The organism is Chryseobacterium sp. 1B4, assembly GCF_036631475.1.
Classification (GTDB): Bacteria; Bacteroidota; Bacteroidia; order Flavobacteriales; family Weeksellaceae; genus Chryseobacterium.
This window is the reverse complement of record NZ_JAPNUF010000011.1, coordinates 486416-509837: the sequence shown is the minus strand read 5'-3', so window position 1 is coordinate 509837 and position 23422 is coordinate 486416. Positions and strand designations below refer to the sequence as shown.

Annotated in this window: 19 protein-coding genes and 5 pseudogenes; 7 read left to right on the top strand and 17 right to left on the bottom strand. The window is 37.9% G+C overall.

Annotated elements, in window-relative coordinates; genetic code table 11:
• Positions 1-38 precede the first annotated feature (38 nt).
• Together OWR28_RS24660 and OWR28_RS24655 are read right to left on the bottom strand one after the other, a co-directional pair.
• On the bottom strand, positions 39-1034 hold the full coding sequence (locus tag OWR28_RS24660) for an outer membrane protein assembly factor BamD (protein ID WP_002983983.1): 996 nt from the start codon (positions 1032-1034) through the stop codon (positions 39-41).
• Between the two features lie 101 nt (positions 1035-1135).
• Entirely contained in the window at positions 1136-1765 is a 630-nt protein-coding gene (locus OWR28_RS24655; RefSeq protein ID WP_002983985.1) for a TetR/AcrR family transcriptional regulator, read from the bottom strand.
• A 96-nt stretch (positions 1766-1861) separates the two neighbouring features.
• Between OWR28_RS24655 and OWR28_RS24650 the strand changes: the two genes are divergently transcribed.
• The 4 genes and pseudogenes from OWR28_RS24650 (at position 1862) to OWR28_RS24635 (ending at position 4401) form a co-directional block, all read left to right on the top strand.
• Entirely contained in the window at positions 1862-2488 is a 627-nt protein-coding gene (locus OWR28_RS24650; protein ID WP_332388903.1) for a TatD family hydrolase, read from the top strand.
• A pseudogene (locus OWR28_RS24645) lies at positions 2481-3208 on the top strand (tRNA threonylcarbamoyladenosine dehydratase). Before OWR28_RS24650 ends, OWR28_RS24645 begins: the two are co-directional and overlap by 8 nt.
• Positions 3209-3263: 55 nt before the next feature.
• Positions 3264-3578, top strand: a complete 315-nt coding sequence (rnpA, locus tag OWR28_RS24640; RefSeq protein WP_332388902.1) for a ribonuclease P protein component — start codon at positions 3264-3266, stop codon at positions 3576-3578.
• A gap of 214 nt (positions 3579-3792) precedes the next feature.
• The gene (locus tag OWR28_RS24635; protein ID WP_332388901.1) at positions 3793-4401 is read left to right on the top strand and encodes a DUF4126 domain-containing protein; all 609 of its coding nucleotides are present in this window, start codon (positions 3793-3795) and stop codon (positions 4399-4401) included.
• 37 nt (positions 4402-4438) lie between these two features.
• On the opposite strand, the gene OWR28_RS24630 is transcribed toward OWR28_RS24635, so the two are convergent.
• The 14 genes and pseudogenes from OWR28_RS24630 to OWR28_RS24560 all read right to left on the bottom strand — a co-directional run bounded on the left by OWR28_RS24630 (position 4439) and on the right by OWR28_RS24560 (position 19028).
• Positions 4439-5572 carry a hypothetical protein gene (locus OWR28_RS24630; protein ID WP_332388900.1) on the bottom strand — a complete coding sequence of 378 codons (1134 nt, stop codon included), beginning with the start codon at positions 5570-5572 and terminating at the stop codon, positions 4439-4441.
• 161 nt (positions 5573-5733) lie between these two features.
• Entirely contained in the window at positions 5734-6492 is a 759-nt protein-coding gene (locus OWR28_RS24625; protein WP_332388899.1) for a DUF8458 domain-containing protein, read from the bottom strand.
• Position 6493: 1 nt separating this feature from the next.
• Positions 6494-7045 (bottom strand): LptE family protein, encoded by a 552-nt coding sequence (locus OWR28_RS24620; RefSeq protein ID WP_002983999.1) that lies wholly within the window; start codon positions 7043-7045, stop codon positions 6494-6496.
• Between the two features lie 49 nt (positions 7046-7094).
• Entirely contained in the window at positions 7095-8384 is a 1290-nt protein-coding gene (locus tag OWR28_RS24615; RefSeq protein WP_332388898.1) for a sigma-54 dependent transcriptional regulator, read from the bottom strand.
• 36 nt (positions 8385-8420) lie between these two features.
• Positions 8421-9218: a tetratricopeptide repeat protein gene (locus OWR28_RS24610; protein WP_332388897.1), complete on the bottom strand. Its 798-nt coding sequence runs from the start codon at positions 9216-9218 to the stop codon at positions 8421-8423.
• Positions 9190-9315: a hypothetical protein gene (locus OWR28_RS24605; RefSeq protein WP_332388896.1), complete on the bottom strand. Its 126-nt coding sequence runs from the start codon at positions 9313-9315 to the stop codon at positions 9190-9192. Before OWR28_RS24605 ends, OWR28_RS24610 begins: the two co-directional genes overlap by 29 nt.
• A gap of 81 nt (positions 9316-9396) precedes the next feature.
• Positions 9397-9705, bottom strand: a complete 309-nt coding sequence (locus OWR28_RS24600) for a hypothetical protein (RefSeq protein WP_332388895.1) — start codon at positions 9703-9705, stop codon at positions 9397-9399.
• A 9-nt stretch (positions 9706-9714) separates the two neighbouring features.
• A pseudogene (gene miaB / locus OWR28_RS24595) lies at positions 9715-11150 on the bottom strand (tRNA (N6-isopentenyl adenosine(37)-C2)-methylthiotransferase MiaB).
• 100 nt (positions 11151-11250) lie between these two features.
• The gene (locus tag OWR28_RS24590) at positions 11251-11859 is read right to left on the bottom strand and encodes a hypothetical protein (RefSeq protein ID WP_332388894.1); all 609 of its coding nucleotides are present in this window, start codon (positions 11857-11859) and stop codon (positions 11251-11253) included.
• 195 nt (positions 11860-12054) lie between these two features.
• A complete protein-coding gene (locus OWR28_RS24585; RefSeq protein ID WP_332388893.1) occupies positions 12055-12537 on the bottom strand; it encodes a hypothetical protein in 483 nt (160 codons plus the stop codon).
• 132 nt (positions 12538-12669) lie between these two features.
• Positions 12670-14403 carry a thiamine pyrophosphate-dependent enzyme gene (locus OWR28_RS24580; protein WP_332388892.1) on the bottom strand — a complete coding sequence of 578 codons (1734 nt, stop codon included), beginning with the start codon at positions 14401-14403 and terminating at the stop codon, positions 12670-12672.
• 268 nt (positions 14404-14671) lie between these two features.
• Positions 14672-15873, bottom strand: a pseudogene (gene lysA, locus OWR28_RS24575) (diaminopimelate decarboxylase).
• A 260-nt stretch (positions 15874-16133) separates the two neighbouring features.
• Positions 16134-17355, bottom strand: a pseudogene (locus OWR28_RS27390) (3'-5' exonuclease).
• Positions 17356-17501: 146 nt separating this feature from the next.
• Complete coding sequence (locus OWR28_RS24560; protein WP_332388889.1) at positions 17502-19028, bottom strand: helicase HerA-like domain-containing protein; 1527 nt, start codon at positions 19026-19028, stop codon at positions 17502-17504.
• A 1151-nt stretch (positions 19029-20179) separates the two neighbouring features.
• On the opposite strand from OWR28_RS24560, the pseudogene OWR28_RS24555 reads away from it, so the two are divergent.
• Both OWR28_RS24555 and OWR28_RS24550 read left to right on the top strand, forming a co-directional pair.
• Positions 20180-21588, top strand: a pseudogene (locus tag OWR28_RS24555) (MBL fold metallo-hydrolase).
• Positions 21589-21606: 18 nt separating this feature from the next.
• On the top strand, positions 21607-21906 hold the full coding sequence (locus OWR28_RS24550) for a thioredoxin family protein (protein ID WP_002984022.1): 300 nt from the start codon (positions 21607-21609) through the stop codon (positions 21904-21906).
• A 101-nt stretch (positions 21907-22007) separates the two neighbouring features.
• On the opposite strand, the gene OWR28_RS24545 is transcribed toward OWR28_RS24550, so the two are convergent.
• Positions 22008-22760, bottom strand: coding sequence for a nitrilase-related carbon-nitrogen hydrolase (locus OWR28_RS24545; RefSeq protein ID WP_332388888.1), 753 nt, complete (start codon positions 22758-22760; stop codon positions 22008-22010).
• A gap of 264 nt (positions 22761-23024) precedes the next feature.
• Between OWR28_RS24545 and OWR28_RS24540 the strand changes: the two genes are divergently transcribed.
• Entirely contained in the window at positions 23025-23420 is a 396-nt protein-coding gene (locus OWR28_RS24540) for a DUF6646 family protein (RefSeq protein WP_332388887.1), read from the top strand.
• Positions 23421-23422 lie beyond the last annotated feature (2 nt).

Here is a 23422-nt window from a genome sequence, read left to right as displayed (position 1 = left end):
AGAAAATTATTTTTATTTTAAGATGGCAAATTTACGAATTATCTTTGAATTTTGAAAGTCGCTGCCGGAGGAGGGGTCTTAAGTGCTGCACTGTCCCTCTGTAACTGCATTGCTTTCTTTTCATTGCTGATCTGATCTTTAATCTGCTGCTCGGTTTTATCTTTATCTGCCAGTTTTTCAGCTTCTTTTTTCTGTCTTGCTGTTAAGGCTGCCATTCTCGCTTCAGTCTGTTTTTTAACAACAGCAAAGTTCTGTTTTTCCTTTTCCAGTTTTCCTCTCAGATCTACAGCAGTTTTAGAATATTCCGTATCCGGAAGTTCTTTTTCTACCAGTTTTGTATAGGTTAAAGCACTCTCAATACGTTCTTCTTTAAGATTATACACGGATTTCATTGCCAGCTCGTAACGGGACTTCATGATATAATCATAAATTTTTGAACGAAGTTTTGTACTTGGAAAATCTTCCAGAACATTATCAAATGCTACATTTGCTGCTTTATATTCACCCATTTTGTAGTATTGTCTTGCATTTTCATAAGCCTTAAATTCCAGCTTATAAGACAATTCATCAATTAACTGGCTGATGTTCTTAGATCTTTCAGAGTTAGGATAATTGTTCAAAAAGTCCTGAAGCTCATTGATTGCCAATTCTGTACTTGACTGATCCAGGTTGTAATCCATAGATCCTTCATAATAGCATAATGCAGACATATATGCTGCCTCTTCTGCTCTCGGGTCTTTGGGAAAACTTACTGCGAAATTTTTAAACTGATGTCCTGCCAACTTATAACTTTTGTCATAATAGTTGGCGTACGCTGTATTGAAACCTACGTTAGGGAAATCATCTGTTCCCGCCACAAGATTAGCAAGTCTGTCATAAAGAGCCAATGCATTTTTCCACTTTTTCTTGGCGAAATTTTCATTAGCAGCTTTTAAGATAAAATCTTTATCAGCACTCCTCATTGCTCTTTCCTGCTGGCTTACACAAGACGTAACCACCGCTACAGCAAAAAGACCTAAAATATATTTTTTCATATAAAAAATTCAACAGTTTTCGGATTATACAGCCGATTTACTAATTTGCAAAAATATAACTTTTTTGTCAATAGATTTTTTTATGAATATTTAACGTAATTTTAGTCTGCAGCGTATCCCAAAATTGCAAAAACACTTAATAAAAGATTCATTCTCACCTTTTTCTCAGCTTCTTTTGCATAGGTTTCTTCATTTTTACTGGGAACATACAGTTCGTAAAAGTTTTTATTCCTGATCACAAATAAAGTAGAGCCTATGATCATCGTAAGAATATCCTCAGGCTTGGGAGTAAATGTAAAAACACCTGACGCAACTCCTTTTTTAATGACATCATCCAGCTTTTTTACAAACAGCTGATAGAAATCAAGCAGCTCATCCTTCAGGTTTTCTGTATGACGGAGCTCCTGGGTCACAAACCCATGGAAATAATTATACTTGAAAAGCTGGGCAACGATATACTTAATCATCTCGCGAAGCTGCATTTCCGGTTTGCCGTCTTTGATGGTATCTGCAAATTCTGAAAAGTTCTCTCTGGTCTTCAAAACCCTGTACTGATAGAGATAGGACATCATTTTCTCTTTAGAACCGAAGTAATAAGAGATCATGGCGACGTTGATATTTGCTTTAGAACAAATATCTCTTACAGAAGTTCCCTCGTATCCTTTTTTTGCAATCAGCTCTTCTGCAATATCCAGTATGTGAATCTGTTTTTCTGTAAATTTTTTTTTCATGAAGTGTACTTTGAGTAAAGTTAAGAAATTTTTAACACATTTATAAACGATCGTTTAATAATTTTAGATTAAATCTGAAATTACTTATTTTTGAATATGGATTTTTTTGATTTTCATCATCATAAGAAATATATCAGAAACGGAATTTATAACCTGGAGATCGGCCAGATGCCACCTAATTTTCCTTATTCTATCGGAATTCACCCGCAGGATATTGACGTTAACAATATAGAGGAGCAGTTTTCCCGGATGAAAAGCACGATATTCCAAAACTGTTTTGCCATTGGTGAATGTGGTTTGGATTCTTTGGTTTCTGTGGACCAGAAAATCCAGGAGGAAGTTTTTTTAAGACAGATAAAGATCGCCAATGAAGTAAAAAAACCTCTGATTATTCATTGTGTAAGAAAATTTTATGAGGTCATTTCATTTAAAAAGAGGACGGAACAGCCTATGATCATCCATGGTTTTAATAAAAAGCGTCAAATTGCGGAAGATCTTCTTTCCAATAATTTTTACCTGAGTTTTGGAAAAGCTGTTTTGTATAATTTATCTTTGCAGGATATTTTGAAAAACACTCCATCAGACAAGATCTTTTTAGAAACTGACAATGAAGATTTTAACATCGAAGAATTGTACCATAAGGTTTCGGAAATAAAAGGAATTTCTTTGGAACAACTCAATGAACAAATTTTAGAAAATTTACACACAATAAAAAATGGATAAATACTGGCTGGAAAGAACTGAACTTTTGATAAAGGAAGATGGATTGGATAAACTGACCAAAGCCAATGTACTTGTTGTAGGCTTAGGCGGGGTAGGTTCTTTTGCCGCAGAATTTCTGGCAAGAGCCGGTGTAGGGAATATGACCATTGTGGATGGTGATACGGTAGATATTACAAACATCAACAGACAGCTTCCTGCACTACACTCTACAGTTGGAAAGCATAAAGTAGAAGTGGTAGCTGAAAGGCTTCTTGACATCAACCCGGAGCTTCATTTAACCAAAATCAACGAATTCCTGAATCCGGAAAGGATGGATGAAGTGCTTGATTCCGGAAAGTTCGATTATGTCCTTGACTGTATCGACAGCGTAACGCCGAAAATCTGTTTGATAAAAGCTGCAAGAAGAAGAAAAATCAAGATTGTAAGCTCAATGGGCGCAGGAGGGAAAACCGACCCAAGCATGGTAATGGTAAGGGACATCAGTAAAACCCACAACTGTTTCCTTGCAAAACAGGTGAGAAAAAGGCTGAAGAAAGAAAAATCAATAAAGGGTTCAGATGTGTATTCTCCAATGAAATCCAGAAAGAGGAAAGCCTTAAGATGACTGACGGGAGTAATTTCAAAAAGTCATTCTACGGTACTATCAGTTTTATTCCTGCCATTTTCGGGTTGTATGCTGCAGCTGAAGTAATTAATCATTTAGTGAAGAAAAAAGATTAATGCAGAATTCCAAATATCCCAGAGCGGAAAAGCTCAAAAAAATACGGAGATCAGTTTGCTTTTTGAGAAAGGCAAATGGAGAACCAGCGGAAATCTGAGAATTATCATTCTGAAAGACAAGCCCGGTCTTCCTGTATCATCAGGAAAATTTGGTGTTTCTGTATCTAAAAGATATTTTAAACGGGCTGTTCACAGGAACCGTATCAAGAGATTGCTGAGAGAATGCTACAGGCTGAATAAAGAACTGTTTAAACAATCTTTCGGAAAGAAAACAATGGCTATGCTGTTTTGGGTTTCTTCTGATATGCCCCCAAAATTCCAGGATGTGGAGGCTCAGTTTATCAAACTTTGTGAAGCGCAGAAAAAATAATCTGTTTTCAATGATCTGATATTAATAAAATTCTGCTGAAGTTTATTTTTCCACGGATGACACGGGTAAATACAGATGATTGCACCAATGCTTTTTTTATTCAAGAACAGTAAAGTTCACATCACACATCACTGGGCCCCGGCTTAAAAATTAGCAGCACTTAATATCATATAGTTTTTGTAATTTAGGGAAAACAATAAATCTGAAAATTAATATGTTAGACAATGTTCCCTATTTTTCTTATATCATCAGTGCATTTATCGGCATTGGACTCGCTGCAGCTACGGGCTTCCGGGTGTTTCTCCCTATGTTTATTGTAAGCATTTCCTCTTATTTCAACTGGATCCCTATGAATGAGCATTTTGAATGGCTTGCGGGCCTGCCAACGCTTATTACCACCGGAATAGCCACCATTGTTGAGATTCTGGCTTATTATATCCCTTTTATTGATCATTTGCTGGACACCGTATCTATTCCTATGGCAACGGTTGCCGGCTCTATATTATTTGCCAGTCAGTTTACTGAGCTCGGAACCTTTCCGCAATGGGCATTGGCTTTAATAGCCGGTGGAGGTACAGCAGCTACCATCAGTTCCGGGTTTGCAGGAATACGGGCCGCCTCTACAGCCACTACCGGAGGATTGGGGAATTCTGTGGTAGGAACAACAGAAACTGCAGGTGCAGGTCTTATGTCTGTTCTCGCAATGGCCGCTCCTGTTATTGCTGCAATCTTCGCCGTAATTACATTAATTCTTGTTATTGTATTTGGACGGAAGGCCTGGAAAAAGCTGAAAGGAAGTAAAAACGATTCCCAGAGTTTATAAAAATAAAAGGTACTGTTCTGATCAGTACCTTTTATTTTTAATTTTTACTTCTGAAATCCTTAATATCCTGAATTCTGGATTCAAAATATTCTTTTTTCTCAGGAGTCTTTTTGATTAATATTTCAAACGCCTTTATTGCTTTTGTATATAATTTCTGTTCAAAATAAAGATTAGCCAGTGTTTCTGTCATCAGATGCGAGATATCGTCATTCTTTTCTTTTACTACATATGTACTTTCTTCTTTTAACTGACTGATTCTCGGATTATTTTCAATAAAGGTTTCAATAGCCTTTTCTTTAATTACCGACTTTTCCTTTTCGATTTCCTGCTTTCTGTCTATCTTCAGCCAGCTTTGCCATGTATTGATAAAACCGGGAACATTGCTGTCTATTGGTGACTGAGTCGTATTCTTCATAGTTACCTCCTGTACTTTTTCCACAGGCTCTTCTTTCTTTTCCTCCTGCTTGTCTTCAACTTTAAGTGTAGAAATATCGGTTCCGAAGAATGAAACATTCATTACAGGAACATCTTCTTTTAAGGTTTCTGTTTCAGTTTTTTCTTCTTCAACGGCTTCAGTTGATACAGATTCTTCCTGAGTTTCTGCTGACTGCTGAACTTCTTCCTGAGCAGCTGTCTTAACATCTTCAACGGCCTCAGCATGCTGTGCCTCTTCTATAACAGCTTTGCGTTCCACAACAGGAGTTACTTCTTCTGCCGGAGCTTTTATTTCTGGAACTGATACTTTTTCAGATTTATTGATTAAAGAATCCGGCAAATTAGATTCTACACTCATTGGTTTCCATGCTGACTGAACTTCAGGTACTTTTTCTCCTTTTTCTTCTGCAGCTTCAACGACAACATTTTCATCTACAGGCAATTGGTTTTCAATAATTTCTTCCTGTACCGGCTCTTCTTTGATTTGCTCAAGTTTTTCTTCGCTTGTTGACCAAAAATGAAAACTCTGGGTCTCAGCAAAGCTAATTTCATGATCTTCAACGGATTCAGGCTCTGTTTTTTCTTCTTGCGAAACAGACTTAGTCTCCTTCATCTTTTTCTCAACCTCTTCGATCAGACGTCTCATTTCCTCTTCATGTTTATTAACATTCGGCTGGGAAATTTCAACGGTCTCAATAGTTTCCTCATTATTTGCCTGGATTTTAACGTCCGGCATAAATGAATCGGTACCATGGAAGCTTACTTCAGCATCAGATATATCTGCGGAATGCGTTTCTTCATTACTATTTCCTTCTTTTGAAATCTGATCTTCATCAATAATGATTTCCGGTGTAAAGCTTTCTCCTGCATGTTCTGCTTTTTGCTGAGCAGGTTTTTCTATATTTTATTTTCAATGTCTTCTTCAGGCAATAAAGGTGCTACTTCATGGAAGCTTGTATTTTCGTTTTCTTCAATTTTTTCTTCTTCTTTCTCTGAAGATATCTGATTTTCATGAATGATCGTTTCCGGAGTAAAGTTTTCTCCTGCCTTTTCCTCTGTTTCAGCCTGTATTTCTTCTTTTGATTTCTGAACAGGTTGTTCTGCTGGCTCAGCCTTTTGCGTCACCAGAGTTCCTGATTCCAGAGTGGATTCAATATCTATTGTTTCAGAAGTCTGTTCATTCAGGAAATTTTCTTCTCCTTCAAATAAAATCCTGTTTCGCTCACCATTTACATAAATATGCTTAACCTCATGTGCAATGGGTAAAACACCTGCTTTTTCCTTCTCTTCTGCCAGTTTCTCTGCCGCAACTTCTTCTTCTCTTTTAATAGGAAAAGACTTCGTTTTCGGGGCCAGTTGTGCAGGCTTTTCAACTGTTTTAGATGGTTTCTTTTCTTCAGCAATTTCAGCTCTTGGTTCCTGCCTGATCTTTCCGTTGATCAGCTGATACAGAATTTTTTTATCTGTAGTATAGGCCGCTGTTGTAGAAAGCTCTTTCTGATAGTTCTCTTTTTCGTACAGGTGCACTCCATACAGATGGAGCGCCCTGATATTCTGGATATAAGGAAAAGTGTGAATCTCTTCTTTCAAAAGACCAAGGTCTTCCAACTGAATATTTTTCGGATTTTTTATTAATTCTAAAACTCTCGGATTCATCTTACCAATTCGCTACAATGTCGTTAAATATCTTATTAATAATTCTATCTGTCACCAGCTTTACCTGCTGGTCTTCGATCTGGCTTAGAGATACATCACTGTTGAATGCAGCTTCATCAGAATACGTTCTGTCAAAACTCGCATCCGGATGAATTTTATTTTCATAATGTACCTTTACTGTAATCGTAAGTTTATTCTGTGCCTGCTGAACTACTCCGCCCGAAGGATTTGTCTGGGTATTGGAGCTGATTGTGGTAGGGGTAATGGAATAGTCCGTAATTTCACCTTCAATCAGGATATCAGGATTTTCTTTTGTTCCCTTTAAAGTTGTTCTCTGAAGGAATCTGTTTTGTATTGCCGTAGAAAACTGCTGTGATAATGCAGGGTTTACAAGAGGTGCATTATTGGGAAATTCATTGATCTGAACTGTTTTCTCGTCTGTAAGAGATGATCCCGTAAAACTGTAGCATGAATTTAAAACTCCCAGCAATGCAAAAAGCATTACCGTTAGCAGCGACTGTTTCAGGCTGATATTTTTAATCCTGATATTCATTTTTGTGGTATTTCCTGTTATTTAAAATCTTAAATCTTCATTTTTGATTTTAATCTTCCAGATTATATTGTTTTATTTTTCTGTATAAAGTTCTTTGTGAAATTCCCAATTCATCTGCCGCTCTGTTCCTGCGTCCCTTATGCTTCTCCAATGCTTTGATAATCAAATCTTTTTCATTATTCTGAAGAGAAAGAGATTCCGGTCTGTTTTCTTCAATTTCAATATCTTCAACATCTTCGTAACTGTCTTCAGGATTTGAAATAATTGTAGGAGTCTGAACTGTCGGTGTATCATTATTGTTCTCAAAATATAATAACGATCCGGAATTCATCTGCGACTGACTTTCAGGGGTATAAATCCTGTTAATAAGGTTTTTCTCATGATTACTCAGATCTGCAGTTCCTCTGTTCTTGATCAGTTCCGAAGTTAAGGATTTTAAATCATTAATATCATTCCTCATATCAAACAGAATTTTATACATAATTTCCCTTTCGCTTCCGAAATCATTCTGCTTTGAGGTGCTCTGGTTATTTACCACCATTGGAAGATGTGTTTCCATTGGAATATATTCAGCAAGCTTCTCTGCAGTGATATTCCGGTTTCTTTCCACAACGGTCATCTGTTCCACTAAATTTCTTAGCTGACGGATATTTCCCGGGAAAGAATAGCTTTCTATGTAATGAACTGCACTCGGCTCCAATTCAAGCTCAGGCATTCTGTATTTCTCAGCAAAATCTATTGCAAATTTTCTGAATAACAAATGAATATCCCCTTTTCTTTCTCTTAAAGGCGGCATATCAATCTGAACAGTATTCAGACGGTAATACAAATCTTCACGGAATCTTCCGTCGTGGATGGCCTTCATCATATTAACGTTGGTGGCTGCCACAATTCTTACATTGGTTTTCTGAACCTGTGAAGAACCTACTTTCATAAATTCACCGCTTTCCAGCACTCTTAAAAGACGAACCTGGGTCTGCAGAGGAAGTTCTCCTACCTCATCCAGAAAGATGGTTCCGCCATCTGCCACTTCAAAATAACCTTTTCTTGTAGCTGTAGCTCCTGTAAAGGCTCCTTTTTCGTGTCCGAAAAGCTCAGAATCAATGGTTCCTTCCGGAATTGCCCCGCAGTTTACGACGATATAAGGCTGATGCTTTCTTCTGGATTCTGAATGAATGATTTTCGGAATAAACTCTTTTCCCACTCCACTTTCTCCGATCACCAGTACAGAAATGTCTGTAGGTGCAACCTGGATAGATTTTTCCAGGGCACGGTTGAGTGCAGGAAAGTTTCCGATAATTCCGAAACGGTTTTTTATGTTTTGTAGCTCGTTGCTCATAAGTAAATTTTTGATTATTGATTTAATGTTAATCTTCTACAGCGTTTCAATCTGTTGTCTGTAGACTTTGTTAAAGTGATGAGTGTAGACATCTTTCATTGTCTTTCCTTCATCATACGTTTGTAAGGCTAACTTTTTTAAATCCAAATAATCTTTGTTTCTGATCTTAGAAACTTTACTTTTAAAGTATATATTCTCAGCAAAGTCGTATTCTTTGCTTTGTTTTTCAAAATTTTCCAGGGCTCTGTCATATCTTCCCAGCTCAAAATAGGTAACTCCCAGCTGATAATGATCAAACATTCCTTTCACATAACCTCTGGTAGCCAGAAGCCTTTCTATAATCCCTGCGGCTTTTTCTTTCTCCCCTAGCGCACTGTAAGACATGGCTCTTACCACATCCAGATTATAATCGCCATTCTGGGATCTTCCAGGGTCCCCCGGGTAATATTTTTTTAATTGTTCTAAATCCTGAACAGCTCCTTTATAGTCTCTTAAAAACTGAAACTTTGTCCAGCCTCTGTAACCAAGGTACGTTTTGGGATCTAAGGCAACTGCTTTATCAATCAGAATCTTCCAGGTTACGAAATCCCCGTTTTTAAGATATGGAACTGCCTTTTCCATATAAGCATGGGAGAAATCAGGGCAAAGTTCAATAGCTTTATCAAAGCCTTCCTGGGATTCTGCGAAACCTTGTAAATCTGAAGCCCAGTTGTATAACCCGCACGCTTTTTTGCAGTTCTCACCCTCTACTGCATTACAGTTGACCTGTGCAATAGTATTGGTGTAAACTATAAGTAGCAAAAAGCTAAGGTAATACCTCTGAAACTTTTCCATTTTCAATTTTATAGGTTAAATACTGATAATAATCTACTTTTAAACCTTGTATCTCTTTCGGCATCCAGCCATCGAGTGATTTTGTAAACTGCAGCAATTTTTTTCCAATTCTTCATCCGGCACAGAATCTTTCAGATCCGGACTCATATGCCGTAATCTAAACAGGCCTGTCTTTCCTTCACAATTTACTAAAAATCTTACGGTAATATAACCGTTGATGTTTTTTCTGAATATATATTTTCTTTTTAAGTTTTTCAGTGATTGCGATCTTTTCTCCTCTGTAGCTAAATTGCTTTGCACCCTGATAGTACTGAAAGCTGACGCGTCCCCATTTTTCTGAACCGCACTTTTTAAAGTCAGGATCATCCTGTCTTTTATCAAACTCAATATCACCTACGGTATCAGGATACTTTTTCAGTTTGTTTTCTGTCTGGCAGGAAGCCATAACAAAAGCAAACAGGGCAAAAAGATAAACCGCTTTAATCAAAACTTACATTTATTCCGCTGTTCTCCCTAAAAGTGTGCCCTGCGTATTGTCATACACAAAAACGTTCACAATGTCACCTATTTTCTGTCCTTCAAGCTTATCAAAGACACATACGGCATTCTGAGAGTTTCTTCCCTTCCATTGGTTTTTATTCTTCTTTGAGATACCTTCTATCAGAATCTGATGTACTCTTCCCACATAGGATTTCATTCTCTGTTTGGAGAGCTCACCCTGAAGAGCAATTACCTCTGCAAGGCGTCTCTGCTTTACATCAGCAGGAATATTGTCTTCCATTTTTTTATGTGCAGGGGTTCCCGGTCTTTCTGAGTAAGCAAACATATAACCGTAGTCATATTCCACTTCTCTCATCAGGCTTAGGGTATCCTGGTGATCTTCTTCTGTTTCGTTACAGAATCCCACAATCATATCCTGTGAAAATGCTACTTCCGGAACAATTTCTTTTGCTTTTCTGATCAGATCAAGGTATTCTTCACGGGTATGCTGTCTGTTCATCGCTGCCAGCATATTATTGCTTCCGCTTTGTACGGGAAGGTGTACATATTTGCAGATGTTGTCATGTTTTGCCATCATTCTGAACACCTCAAGACTCATATCCTGTGGATTTGAAGTAGAGAACCTGATTCTCAGTTCAGGAACAGCTTTAGCTACGAGATCAAGCAACTGGGCAAAATTAACAGCTGTTGCTTTCTGCATTTCAGATGCCTTGGCAAAATCTTTTTTAGGACCGCCACCATACCAAAGGTAAGAGTCTACGTTTTGTCCTAAAAGGGTAATTTCTTTGTATCCGTTATTGGCAAGATCTTTACACTCTTCAATAATAGAGTGCGGATCACGGCTTCTTTCTCTTCCTCTGGTAAAAGGAACCACGCAGAATGTACACATATTGTCACAGCCTCTTGTAATGGTAACAAAAGCAGTCACTCCGTTCCCTCCTAAACGAACGGGATTGATATCTGCATAGGTTTCTTCTTTGGAAAGAATTACATTGATGGCATCTCTGCCGTCATCCGTTTCTTTTAAAAGATTAGGCAAGTCCCGGTAAGCATCCGGGCCAACTACAAGGTCAACCAGTTGTTCTTCTTCCAGGAATTTAGTTTTCAATCTTTCCGCCATACATCCCAAAACCCCAACCGTCATATTCGGTCTCTCTTTTTGAGATTTTTGAACTGGGAAAGACGCATTCTTACCGTTTGTTCTGCCTTTTCACGGATAGAGCATGTGTTTAATAGAATCAGATCAGCTTCTTCCACTTTCATCGTTGTATTGTATCCCTGTTCGTTAAGAATGGATGCAACAATCTCAGAGTCAGAGAAGTTCATCTGACAACCATAGCTTTCTAAAAACAGCTTTTTAGAATTTTCCGGTCTTTCGGCAATAGCAAAAGCTTCGCCCTGCTTTGTTTCGTCTATATATTTTTCCTGCACGATAATCAATTTAAAGCCCGCAATAGTAAATTACGAACAGATAAGTTTGCAAAGATACAAAATATTGTGACAGAATGTCAGCGGTATTATTTTAACAAAATCATAAAGTTACAGCTATCCGGAAAGTAGAGACTGACGGCATCCCCCGAAAAGATTCCGGTTCCCATTTTTCTGTAATCTGCTCTACAGCTTTTGTGATTTTATTTCTGATATCTTCCTGCAAATCTTCAGGTCCTATTTTAATATCGTTTAAAACCCCGTTTTCACTTATTTTAAATTGTATTTCAGCTGTTATCCCATCTGCATTCTTGATGTTCTGCTTTTCAAGATTAGAGATCAGTCTGTTTCTAAACGCTCCCATTCCTCCCGGAAATTCAGCGTATTTTTTAAGCCCCTGAGTAGTGTAATTTTCTTTAAAATTATCGAAGTAATCAATCGGATAAAATATAATAGAAACAGATCTCTGTACGTCTGAGCCTTTTTTCCATTTTTTCAATTTATTGATCTCCTCAAAAGCCTTTACAAAAATACGGGTAGGACAATCATCAGAAAGATTCTTATTTATAATTTTTGCCTGTCCTTTTTCGATTTCAATTTCAGCCAGAAACATTTCAGACATTCTGTTATTGCAGTGTTCAGAATTATTTTTGACCAGAATTGTATTTAAATCTTTATAAAACTGCTCAGCACCTCCTTTATAAGGACTCATATCCCCCCGGAGAGATCAAATGTCTGTGCTTTTCCTACAGCAAAAAGTAAAATTAATCCCAATAACTGTAGGATTTTTCTAATCATGATCATAAGTAAGTCTTCTCCTTGTTGAATCTGAATCTGAGCTTTGGTTTCTTGTGATAATCCTTTAACCCCTAGATAAAATCAAGAGATATTTTATCATTTATCGGTATTAGTCAATGTCCGTTGAGATTGAAGAGAAATTCATTTTAACTTTAATCTGTGAAGCCACAGGCTGCCCGTTACAGGAAGCCGGAGACCAGTTTTTTTTGATTCGCCTTACTACATACTGCATGTCGTCAAAGAAAACTTCGCTGTTGGCCACTTTAGGCATTCCCTTCACATCCACTACTTTTCCTTTATCATCAAGCACCAGAGTAAACGTAAAATCACCTGTAAGGGCATAGAAGTCAGAATTCAGATATGCATACATATATTTGTTCAGGATATCTTTATAGGCTGCAACGCCTCCTTCATAAGCTGCCGGTTTAAAATCAGTACATTTCACGGCAACCTGCATAAAAGGTTCTTTGATATCTATTTTTAAAAGATTTTTATTGCTTTCCCGGATAAAAGAGTCATCACGTTCTTCCTGATCCTGTGCAAAAGAAAAATTCACCGCACATAAGGCCAAAAATAAAAGTATCGTTCTCATAATTTACTAATAATAAACAAAGGTAAATATTTAGCCCTGTTATAAAAAAGAAAAACTTCATACAATGTATGAAGTTCTATAATATGAATATCCTGAGTTCAGAATGTATTTTGAAATAAATACCCTTAGACCTTACAGCAGACCTTTAATATGCTTGTAATTGGTTTTTACCGTCTCAAAAACCTCATCCATTTTACCTCCCAGCATCAGTTGTGCCATAGATTTGGTCATTCCCATAATTTGGTCAAATTCAATCTTCGGAGGAAGGGCCAGCGCATTAGGATTCGTAAAAATATTCAGAAGATAGGGTCCGTTGTAATCCAGGCATTCTTTGATAGCGCTTTCTACATCTTCCGGCAGATGAACGTTTTTACCCGGATACCCCATTGCATGAGCCACCATCGCAAAGTCAGGATTAATCATATCTGTTTCATTATCGGGCATGCCGCCAACTTCCATTTCGAGCTTTACCATTCCCAGAGCTCTGTTGTTGAAAACAATCAGTTTTACGGGTAATTTATATTGAAAAATTGTTGCCATATCACCTAATAACATGGATAATCCGCCATCACCACACATTGCAATAACCTGCTTTTCAGGATGAGCCAAAGCCGCCCCGATAGCCATTGGCATCGCATTGGCCATTGAGCCATGATTAAATGATCCCAGCATTTTCCTTTCACCGGTTCCTGTAATGAATCTTGCCCCCCAAACACAGCACATCCCTGTATCTACTGTAAAAACAGCATCATGCTTAGCCAGTTTATCTAAAGTATAGGCAACGTATTCCGGCTGGATTGCATTTTCTTTTCCCGAATCTTTTACATACTCCAGCTGGCTTTCTTTTACTTTTTCGTAAAATGCAAGCTGTTCATTCAGAAAATGGTCATCTGTTTTTTCTTCCAGCAGAGGAAGCAATGCTTTAATTGTTTCTTTGACATCGCCGGTAAGTCCCAATTCCAGCTTTGCTCTTCTTCCTAATCTTTCGGGGCTTTCATCGATCTGTACTATTTTATTTTTTACAGGCATGAATTTCTGATACGGGAAATCTGTACCCAGAAGAATCACCAGGTCAGCTTCATGCATGGCATGATAGGCAGAAGGAAAGCCCAGCAGCCCTGTAAGCCCCACTTCATTGGGATTATTCGGCTGAATAGCCATTTTCCCACGGAATGAATATCCTACAGGTGCTTTTAAATGCTTTGATAATGCAATGACTTCCTCACTTGCTTCAGCAGCACCGATTCCGCAATATAAAGTCACTTTTTTACTATTGTTTATAAGCGATGACAAGCTTTTTAACTCTCCGTCCGAAGGCCTTATTACAGGATTGGTTTTAAAGATCTGCGCTGAAGTAGTTCCTTCTTCTGCTTCCAGTTCCGATACGTCTCCCGGAAGGCCTATCACAGCAACTCCCTTTTTGGAAATGGCATGCTGAATAGCCGTCTGAACGGTTCTCTGTACCTGTTCCGGCCTTGTAATCATTTGATTATAATAGCTGCAGTCATCAAACAGCTTTATTGTATTGGTTTCCTGAAAGTAATCCATTCCCATTTCATCACTGGGAATTGTAGAAGCAATAACCAGCATCGGAACATGAGAGCGGTGAGCCTCATAAACCCCATTGATCAGATGAACGTGTCCCGGTCCGCAGCTTCCTGCACATACAGCCAGGCCATCCAGCTCAGCTTCTGCAGCTGCCGCATAAGCACCTACCTCTTCGTGGCGTACATGAATCCATTGGATACTGCTTTTTTTAACAGCAATATTCAGATGGTTGAGGCTGTCGCCGGTTACTGCATAAATTCTTTTCACATTGGCATTTTCGAGCATTTCAACAATCTGCTCTGCTATGTTTTTGGCCATAATTACTCTGTTTTGGTGGTTGTTCTTTTATGAAAAATAAGAATTGTAATGGGTATAAATCCCTACTTCTATCAAATTTAGCTAATAAAGTTGGAACTATCACCCCGTTTCAATGTTAAAACTTTGTAATTTTTGTGGTGGAAGCTTATTGTTTATTTTTATTTTCACTCAAACCTTATAGGTTTAGAATATCAACAAATCATACACAGGCTCAATTAAAACAAAACAGCCACCCAAAATGGCGGCTGTCATATATTATATTTGAGAATTACATCACTATTTCGATCTGATTTCTCAGCAGGTCTTCAAACTCATCTCTTTTACGGATAAGATGAGCTTTTCCGTCCAGGAATAAAACTTCAGCAGGTTTTAATCTTGAATTGAAGTTGGAACTCATTTCAAAGCCGTAGGCTCCTGCATTATGGAAGGCAAGAATATCTCCTTCTCTTACCTCATTCAGTTTTCTGTCCCAGGCGAATGTATCTGTTTCGCAGATATTTCCTACTACTGTATAAATTCTTTCTGCTCCTTTTGGATTGGATAAATTCTCTATCAAATGGTAAGAATCGTAGAACATCGGACGGATAAGATGATTGAATCCTGAATTTACGCCTACAAATACGGTAGCGGTCGTCTGCTTGATTACATTAGCTTTCACCAGTAAATATCCGCTTTTTCCCACCAGGAATTTCCCTGGCTCAAACCATAATTCAAATTTTTTACCGGTAGATTTTGAAAACTCAGAAATTACTTTTTCTACTTTTTTGCCTAATGTTTTCACATCCGTTTCTTCCTCACTGTCCTGATAAGGAATTTTAAAACCACTTCCCATATCCAGGTATTTCAGGTTCGGGAAATGCTCAGAAAGCTCCAGCATAATATCCAGAGCCTGCAGGAATACATCCGGATCTTTAATTTCACTTCCTGTATGCATGTGAAGTCCTTCCACATTCAGATTCGTGCTTTTCATCACTCTTTCGATATGACGAACCTGATGAATGGAAATACCGAACTTACTGTCGATATGCCCTGTTGAAATTTTATAGTTACCCCCGGCAAAAATATGCGGGTTTATTCTTACCAGAATAGGATATGTATTACCATACTTATTCCCGAACTGCTCAAGAATAGAAATGTTATCAATGTTGATATGAACTCCAAAAGTCATTGCTTCTTCTATTTCAGCCAGGTCAACACAATTGGGAGTAAACAATATTTTTCTTTCGGAAAACCTGCTTTTAACCCAAGTTTAACTTCGTTAATAGATACACAATCCAAAGATGCTCCCAGGTTCTTGACGTACTTAAGGATATTGATATTTGTCAAAGCCTTCGCTGCGTAGAAGAACTTAGTATGTTTTAAAAATGAAGAGGTAAGTTTTTCGTATTGAATTTTGATGGACTCAGCATCATAAACATACACCGGGGTGCCAAACTCATGGGCAATCTTTAATAATTCTTTTGAATTCATAATTTCATTTTAACATAAAAAAAGGCAGATTCTTCGGAAAAGAGCCTGCCACAATGATTATTTTTTATGCAAGACAACTCTTTTAAATATTCCAAACCTTAGAGAACTTTACAGCTCCCTTTTTTCCAGTTTTATTTTGTTTAAAATTTTGCATTGCTTCTATTTATTTTTCTGCAAAAATACTATTTATTTTTTTATTCTCAGAAAATGATTTGAGCAGCCATTCTTCTGAATAAAACGGTAAAGTGTTAATTTTTATATTATTTTGGCAGCGGTAAGGTTTCAAAATCGCCGCGAAGTAAAGCCAGCTGTAATTCATTATTCAGATCTGTGGAGGATAACTGGAGATCGATTTTCAGCTTCGCTAGCTTACTCAAAGTCTGAATCTGCGTAAACAGCTCATAAAAGCCGAAAGAAACTACTTTTCCGTTTTCTATAATTAAAAATAATTTTTCACCAAGCTTTCTTCCCGGTCCCAGCCAAAGCTCATTCCTTTTTCTGAATTCAATTTTCTGTCTCAATACGGAAAAATCATTAAACTCTTCCTGAGAGCCAATAAACTGAACGGCCTTTGTTCCCTGGGTAAACGATCTGAATTTTAAAACCGGTTTTTCAGTTTTATTGAGCTTATTTTTTCAACAATATATTTATTGTTTCTGAAATAAAGCCCGAATGGTAATATTTCTTTCTTTCTGATATTCTTTGAATTCAGAATCAGTTTTGCAATAATATCTGTTCCGGTAAGCTCAAAATTGATCTGCTCAACATCTTTCTGAATCTGCTCCCATTTTTTTGATTTGGAGTTGAAAACCTTTTTGAAAATTTGTTGATATCCTGAACATAATCCGAGAACATGATACGTCCTGCCTCATCCTGAAAGTATACAAAGCCTTTATCATTCGGAAGATCCTGAGTAAGCTCCTTGATTTTATTGATGTAGGTTTTGGCATTAGACTCTTCATGCTGCTTCTGAATAATTTCATTTTCAGTATCCTTGGAAATCAGTAATTTAAAGAGTTCCAAGGTGGCTCTTGCATCACCTTCTGCCCTATGATGGTTGGTCAAAGGAATTCCCAGCGATTTTACCAGCTTTCCCAATGAATAGCTTACCTCATCCGGTATCAGTTTTTTTGCTAACGGAATTGTATCTAAAGTGTTGATTTTAAAATCATAACCAAGCCTCTTAAATGATTGGCGAAGCATTCTGTAATCAAAATCAATATTATGCCCTACCAATGTCGTATTTTGAGTTATTTCGATGACTCTTTTGGCAATTTCATGAAATTTCGGAGCCGTTTTGACCATTTTCGGGGTAATGCTGGTCAGTTTCTGCACAAAAGGAGTGATATCACCTTCAGGATTTACCAGCGATATAAACTGGTCGGTAATTTTCTGACCATCATATCTGTAAATGGCGATATCTATAATGCATTCATTTCTATAACCTGCACCATTACTTTCTATATCTATAATCGAATACATTGAATGTGTGTTAACTGCTGTTTGTCGTTCGTATTTAAACCCGATGTATTATTCCCCAATAAACCTGGTTTTAGTATTAATGTTATAAAGATAACCTGCTAAAATAACAAAAAATATATCAAAGCAAGGCAGGTTATCCTTCAAAATTATCTTCTCCTGCCTCCTAAACCAAACATTCCGAGGATAGCTTTTGCTCCTTCTCTCATTAATGTATTGGTAAAGGTACGGCCTGCTTTACTCTGTAATACCTGCTCAAACATTCCCGGCTCTTCTTTTACCGGTTTTGTTTTTTGTGTTGGTAATGGATTTTGCGCGGCCTGCTCCATTCTGTTCGTAAGCATTTCGTAAGCAGATTCTCTGTCAACAGCCTGCTCATACTTGGCAACAAGAGCTGACCGAGCTGTAAGTTCAGAGATTTCGGCTTCGCTCAGGACATCCATTCTTGACTCCGGAGAGATCAGGTAGGTATGAACCAATGGTGTAGGTATTCCTTTTTCATCCAAAGCCGTTACAAATGCCTCTCCAATTCCTAAATTCTGGATAAGGCTGGAAGCATCATAATATTGCGTTGTAGGGTAGTTCTCAACAGCTTTGGTGATTTCTTTTTTATCTTTTGCTGTAAAGCCTCTCAGCGCATGCTGTATTTTCAGTCCTAACTGAGAAAGCACATTTTCAGGTACATCTCCGGGAATCTGAGTAATAAAGTAGATCCCTACTCCTTTGGAACGGATCAGCTTTACCATCGTTTCAATTTGTGAAAGAAGAGCTTTTGAAGCTTCATCAAAAATCAGGTGCGCTTCATCAATGAATAACACCAGCTTTGGTTTTCCACTGTCTCCTTCTTCCGGGAAAGTCATATAAATCTCCGCAAAAAGCGAAAGCATAAATGTTGAAAAAAGCTGCGGCTTATTCTGAATATCTGATACTCTTAAAATATTGACAACTCCTTTTCCGTCTCTTGTTTCCAGCAAATCCTGAACATCGAAGCTTAGTTCTCCGAAGAACCCTGCCGCTCCCTGCTGTTCCAGGGCGACAATTGACCTTAAAATCGCTCCGAGAGAAGCCGGTGCGATAGATCCGTAATTGGCAGCAAGCTCTGCTTTTCCCTGTGCATTATCCGTTACATACTGCAATACTTTCTTCAAGTCATTAAGATCAATCAAAGGAAGCCCTTTATCATCACAGTATTTAAAGACAATAGACATAATGCTTTGCTGAGTATCATTAAGCTCAAGGATTTTGCTCAATAAAACAGGACCGAATTCTGTAACGGTAGCTCTCAACTTTACGCCTTTCCCTCCTGAAATACTCATCAGCTCTACCGGAAATCCCTGCGGATTGTAAGGCAACTGGGTTTTAGCATACCTTTCTTCAATAACTGGATTCATTTGTCCCGCTTCTGCAATTCCGGAGAAGTCACCTTTAATATCAAGGACCAATGAGGGAATTCCTGCATGGGAAAGCTGTTCTGCAAATACCTGTAACGTCTTTGTCTTACCGGTTCCTGTTGCTCCGGCAATAAGACCATGGCGGTTAATTGTTTTCAAAGGGATTGTTACATTCACTTCAGGAACCACTTGTCCGTCAAGCATTCCTTTTCCTAATATAATGTGTTCTCCTTTCGGAGTGTATCTTGCGTTGAGTTCTTCAATAAATTGTGTTTTGTCTGCCATCTGATCGCTTTTTAACTTATAAATATAAAATTTTTGCAGAATATTTAAAGATATTTTCCAATGAACTTATCTTTATTCCACGAAAGAATAAATTTTATACTGCATAAGCAAATTTTAAACCAGATACAGTATGAAGCTTTTTAACCTTTAATAATGCAGACGTTATGAGTTAAATCCACCGGGAATACAGGAATAGACCCGCTACACCCGACACTGACGCGTTGCCGGAACTCAGATCCAGCATCAAAGGATTTCTACTCCAAAGGGGAGCCCCTTACTTCTCCAGCCTTACCGTCACCGCTTTATGCCCACGCTGCCGGAATGACAGTGTATAATACAGCAACAGTAAATAGCTTGTCCCCAGGGCTATATCTGAGTGACAATTCCGTTGTGGATGCTACAACGCGCAACCAGTTTCAGGTAGGGATCTGCAATTCAAACGGATACAGGGGGGATGACGGCCGGTCTGTAGGATTTGTTATTGTCGGATAGTAAAGCAATCCCGGTTCAGACGGAGAGGTATTGGGCTCCGGATTTTCATTCCCATGTGTTTCCTGAAATATAAGTGAACGGCGAAGTATTGGTCTGTGGGGCCATCATTTAATACCTTTTGGAAGAACGACCGGAACAAATAGAGATAGCAGCCAGCCCGAAATCAGCACCACAAAGAGTTTTATGGATTCTGCTGAAAATTTATCAGTCGGGAAATTTTAATATGTAGTTTTTGGGCTACATGTCATGTATTTAAAATGACAGTGAGTATTATCAATTTTTACAATATTTTTTTTCTGTTATTATTGATTATTGAGATATTTGCGTACAAAGATGTTTAAACTTCTTTAAAGAAAGAGTTTCCAGAAAATCAGCAATTAATAGCAAAGAAAATCCACGTAATGGAATTTGGCTTTATTGTTTTGTTTCCCAGGAAAATAAAAGTTTAAACAAGTTTTATATTAACTGAATTCCAAACCTGTAAAACTAAGCAACATGATAAAAAACAGCATTTGCAAATTGGCAGGTCGTAAGGCATTCTTTTTGCTGAAAAGCATGTGCATTTTAACAAGTATTGAAAGAAACTATCAATGGAATTTAACATTTCATTTAGAATTTATCTAATACTTCGTATCTTTAACTCATTAAAAAAAGACCCAATGAAAATTGAACAAATATATACGGGCTGTCTGGCTCAGGGTGCCTATTATATTGTATCAGAGAATGAAGCTGCCATTATTGATCCTTTAAGAGAAGTAAAACCTTACCTGGATCGTCTGGAAAAAGACAATGTCACTTTAAAATATATTTTTGAAACCCACTTTCATGCAGATTTTGTATCGGGACATCTTGATTTAAGTAAGAAAACCGGCGCTCCGATTGTATACGGACCTACAGCAGCTCCTGAATTTGAAGCCATTATTGCAGAAGATAATCAGGTTTTTGAAATTGGGAAAGTAAAAATAAAGGTTTTGCACACTCCGGGTCACACCATGGAAAGCAGCACTTACCTTTTAATAGATGAAAATGGTGTTGAAACGGCAATCTTTACAGGTGACACGCTGTTTTTAGGTGATGTCGGAAGACCTGATCTGGCGCAAAAGGCAACCAACCTTACCCAGGAAGATCTTGCGGGTATTCTGTATGACAGCCTTCAGAACAAAATCATGCCACTGGATGACAGTATTACGGTTTATCCGGCTCACGGGGCCGGTTCTGCCTGTGGAAAGAATATGCAGAAGGAAACGGTAGATATCTTAGGAAACCAAAAGAAGACCAACTACGCTCTTAATCAACCGGACAAAGCTTCTTTCATCAGAGAAGTTCTTGATGGCTTAACAGCACCCCCGAAATATTTCGGAATGAATGTCGCATTAAACAAAGGAGGTTATGAAAGCCTTGATGTTGTCATGAAGAAAGGACTGCACCCTGTTGCACCGGAAGATTTTGAAGCCGTAGCAGAAGAGACAGGAGCATTAATTTTAGATACAAGAGGAGCTGCAGACTTTCATAAAGGCTTCGTTCCCAATTCTATCAATATAGGACTGAAAGGAGACTTCGCTCCATGGGTAGGAACTCTTATTGTTGACGTAAAACACCCTCTATTACTGGTAACAGATGAAGGAACTGAAGAAGAAGTTATTACCAGACTAAGCAGAGTAGGATTTGATAATGTGGTAGGTTATCTGAAAGGAGGATTTGAAAGCTGGAAAAATGCAGGGAAGGAAACAGATGAGATCAGAAGAATTTCCCCGTCTGAATTTGCAGAACAGTTTACTGAAGATGCTACGGTAATTGATGTAAGAAAACTGACTGAATACTCAGCTGAACACATTGATAACGCATACAATAAGCCATTGGATACCATCAGTGACTGGGCGCGCACTATTGACGACTCTGAACATTTCTTCCTTCACTGTGCAGGCGGATACAGAAGTATGATTGCAGCAAGCATTCTTAACTCTCACGGAATCAGGAATTTTACTGAAATAGAAGGAGGTTTCAACGGGATCAAAAAACGGAAAAATTCCCTACTTCGGATTTTGTATGCCAGTCTAAAACTTCTTAAGATCATAAAAACTAAACTATGTCACAAAAATTCCAGGAAATCATTGATTCTGAAAGACCCGTACTTATCGATTTTTTCGCCACATGGTGCCAGCCTTGTAAAGTGCAGTCTTCGGTACTCAATACAGTAAAAGAAAATATCGGTGAGGGTGCCAGAATCATAAAGGTGGATGTTGATCAATATCCTGCCTTAGCCGCTCAATATGGTGTACGTGGAGTACCTACACTGGCTATTTTCAAAAAAGGAGAATTATTATGGAAGGAAAGTGGTGTTCATGATGTGAATACACTCACAAAACTTTTACAAGAATATGCTTAAACTGTGATTTTTCACAGTTTTTGTTTTTTTAATTCCCACAGATCACCCGAATCTCCACAGCTGTGAATGTTATTAACACCTGCGAAATCTGTGGGAAAATCTTAAAATTCAATAGAAAAAGAATCCCGGTCATTCAGAAACTGGAAATGTGTTCTGAAATCTTTCAATTCGTCCATATTTAATTCTGCGAACACAAGATTACCTTGCTTTTCGGAAATTTCTTTTCCGTCAGCAAAGAAGCAGTGGGAGCTTTCCTGATAAAACAGATTATTTCCATCTGTTCCGATTCTGTTTAAGCCAAATACAAAAGACAAATTTTCAATGGCTCTTGCTTTCAACAGATGTTCCCATGCTCCTACCCTTTTCTCAGGCCAGTTGGCAACATACAAAACAGCATCATAATCATCATTATTTCTTGCAAAAACAGGAAAACGCAGATCATAGCACACCTGAAGTAAAAACCGGATCCCCTGATATTCAACAATTACCCTTTCTTTTCCCGGTGTATACACTTTATCTTCTCCCGAAAAGGAAAACAAATGTCTTTTATCGTAAAAACACATTTCACCGTCAGGTCTTACAAAATACATTCTGTTATAAAACTTCCCGTTCTGTTCTACAGGAGCACTTCCACAGAATGCAGCATTTTTTTCTTTCGAGATCTTTTTCAGAAATTCAAATGATTCCTCATTTCTGTCTGACACTTCAGAAGCATCCATGCAAAAGCCCGTCGAAAACATTTCAGGTAGAAGAAACAGATCAGCTTCAATATGCTGAAGCCCGTTTTCTATGAGTTTAAAATTTTCAGTTTTATTTTTCCAGATGATATCTAAATTAAGCCCTGCAACTTTCATCTTTTATTCTTTTTAAGTTATTCCGAATCTGACGTATAAAAATACAGCTTTTATTATTACAAAGAAGATTAAACTGCTGAAAGAAGAGGTTCTTCCCTGAAAACAGGGCTATATTTCTTAATAATTTATTAAAGTCAGCCTTTTTTAGAATACTCACATTCTTTCGGTTTCATTTTTGATAGAGATATTTTTTATTAAAATCCTTAAAAATTTAAAATTTATGAAGAAATTGTTTTTTATGGTAATGATCTTCTTTTTGGTGCAATGGCTAATGCCCAGGCATGGACAGGTAAAGGGGATCAGAAAATACAGCTGGGGCTGAGCGCCTGGGGATATGGAACCGGAATAACGGGAACTTATGACTACGGACTCAATCAACTTATTTCAGTAGGAGCCGGGATCAATGGCTACTTCGACAATTATAAAAACAACGATAAGGATAATCGCGTTTTTGTTTTCGGAAGACTGAACTTTCATTTGCAGGAAGCCTTGAATCTGCCTTCAAAATGGGATATTTACCCGGGAGTAGACCTTGGAGTTGTTGGAAAAGATTTCGGAGTAGGTGCTCACATCGGAGCCCGATACTTCTTCACGGATAAAATAGGAGTGTTTGCCGAGGTAGGTAATAACGGCAGCCTTGGGGTTTCTTTCAATTTATAAAC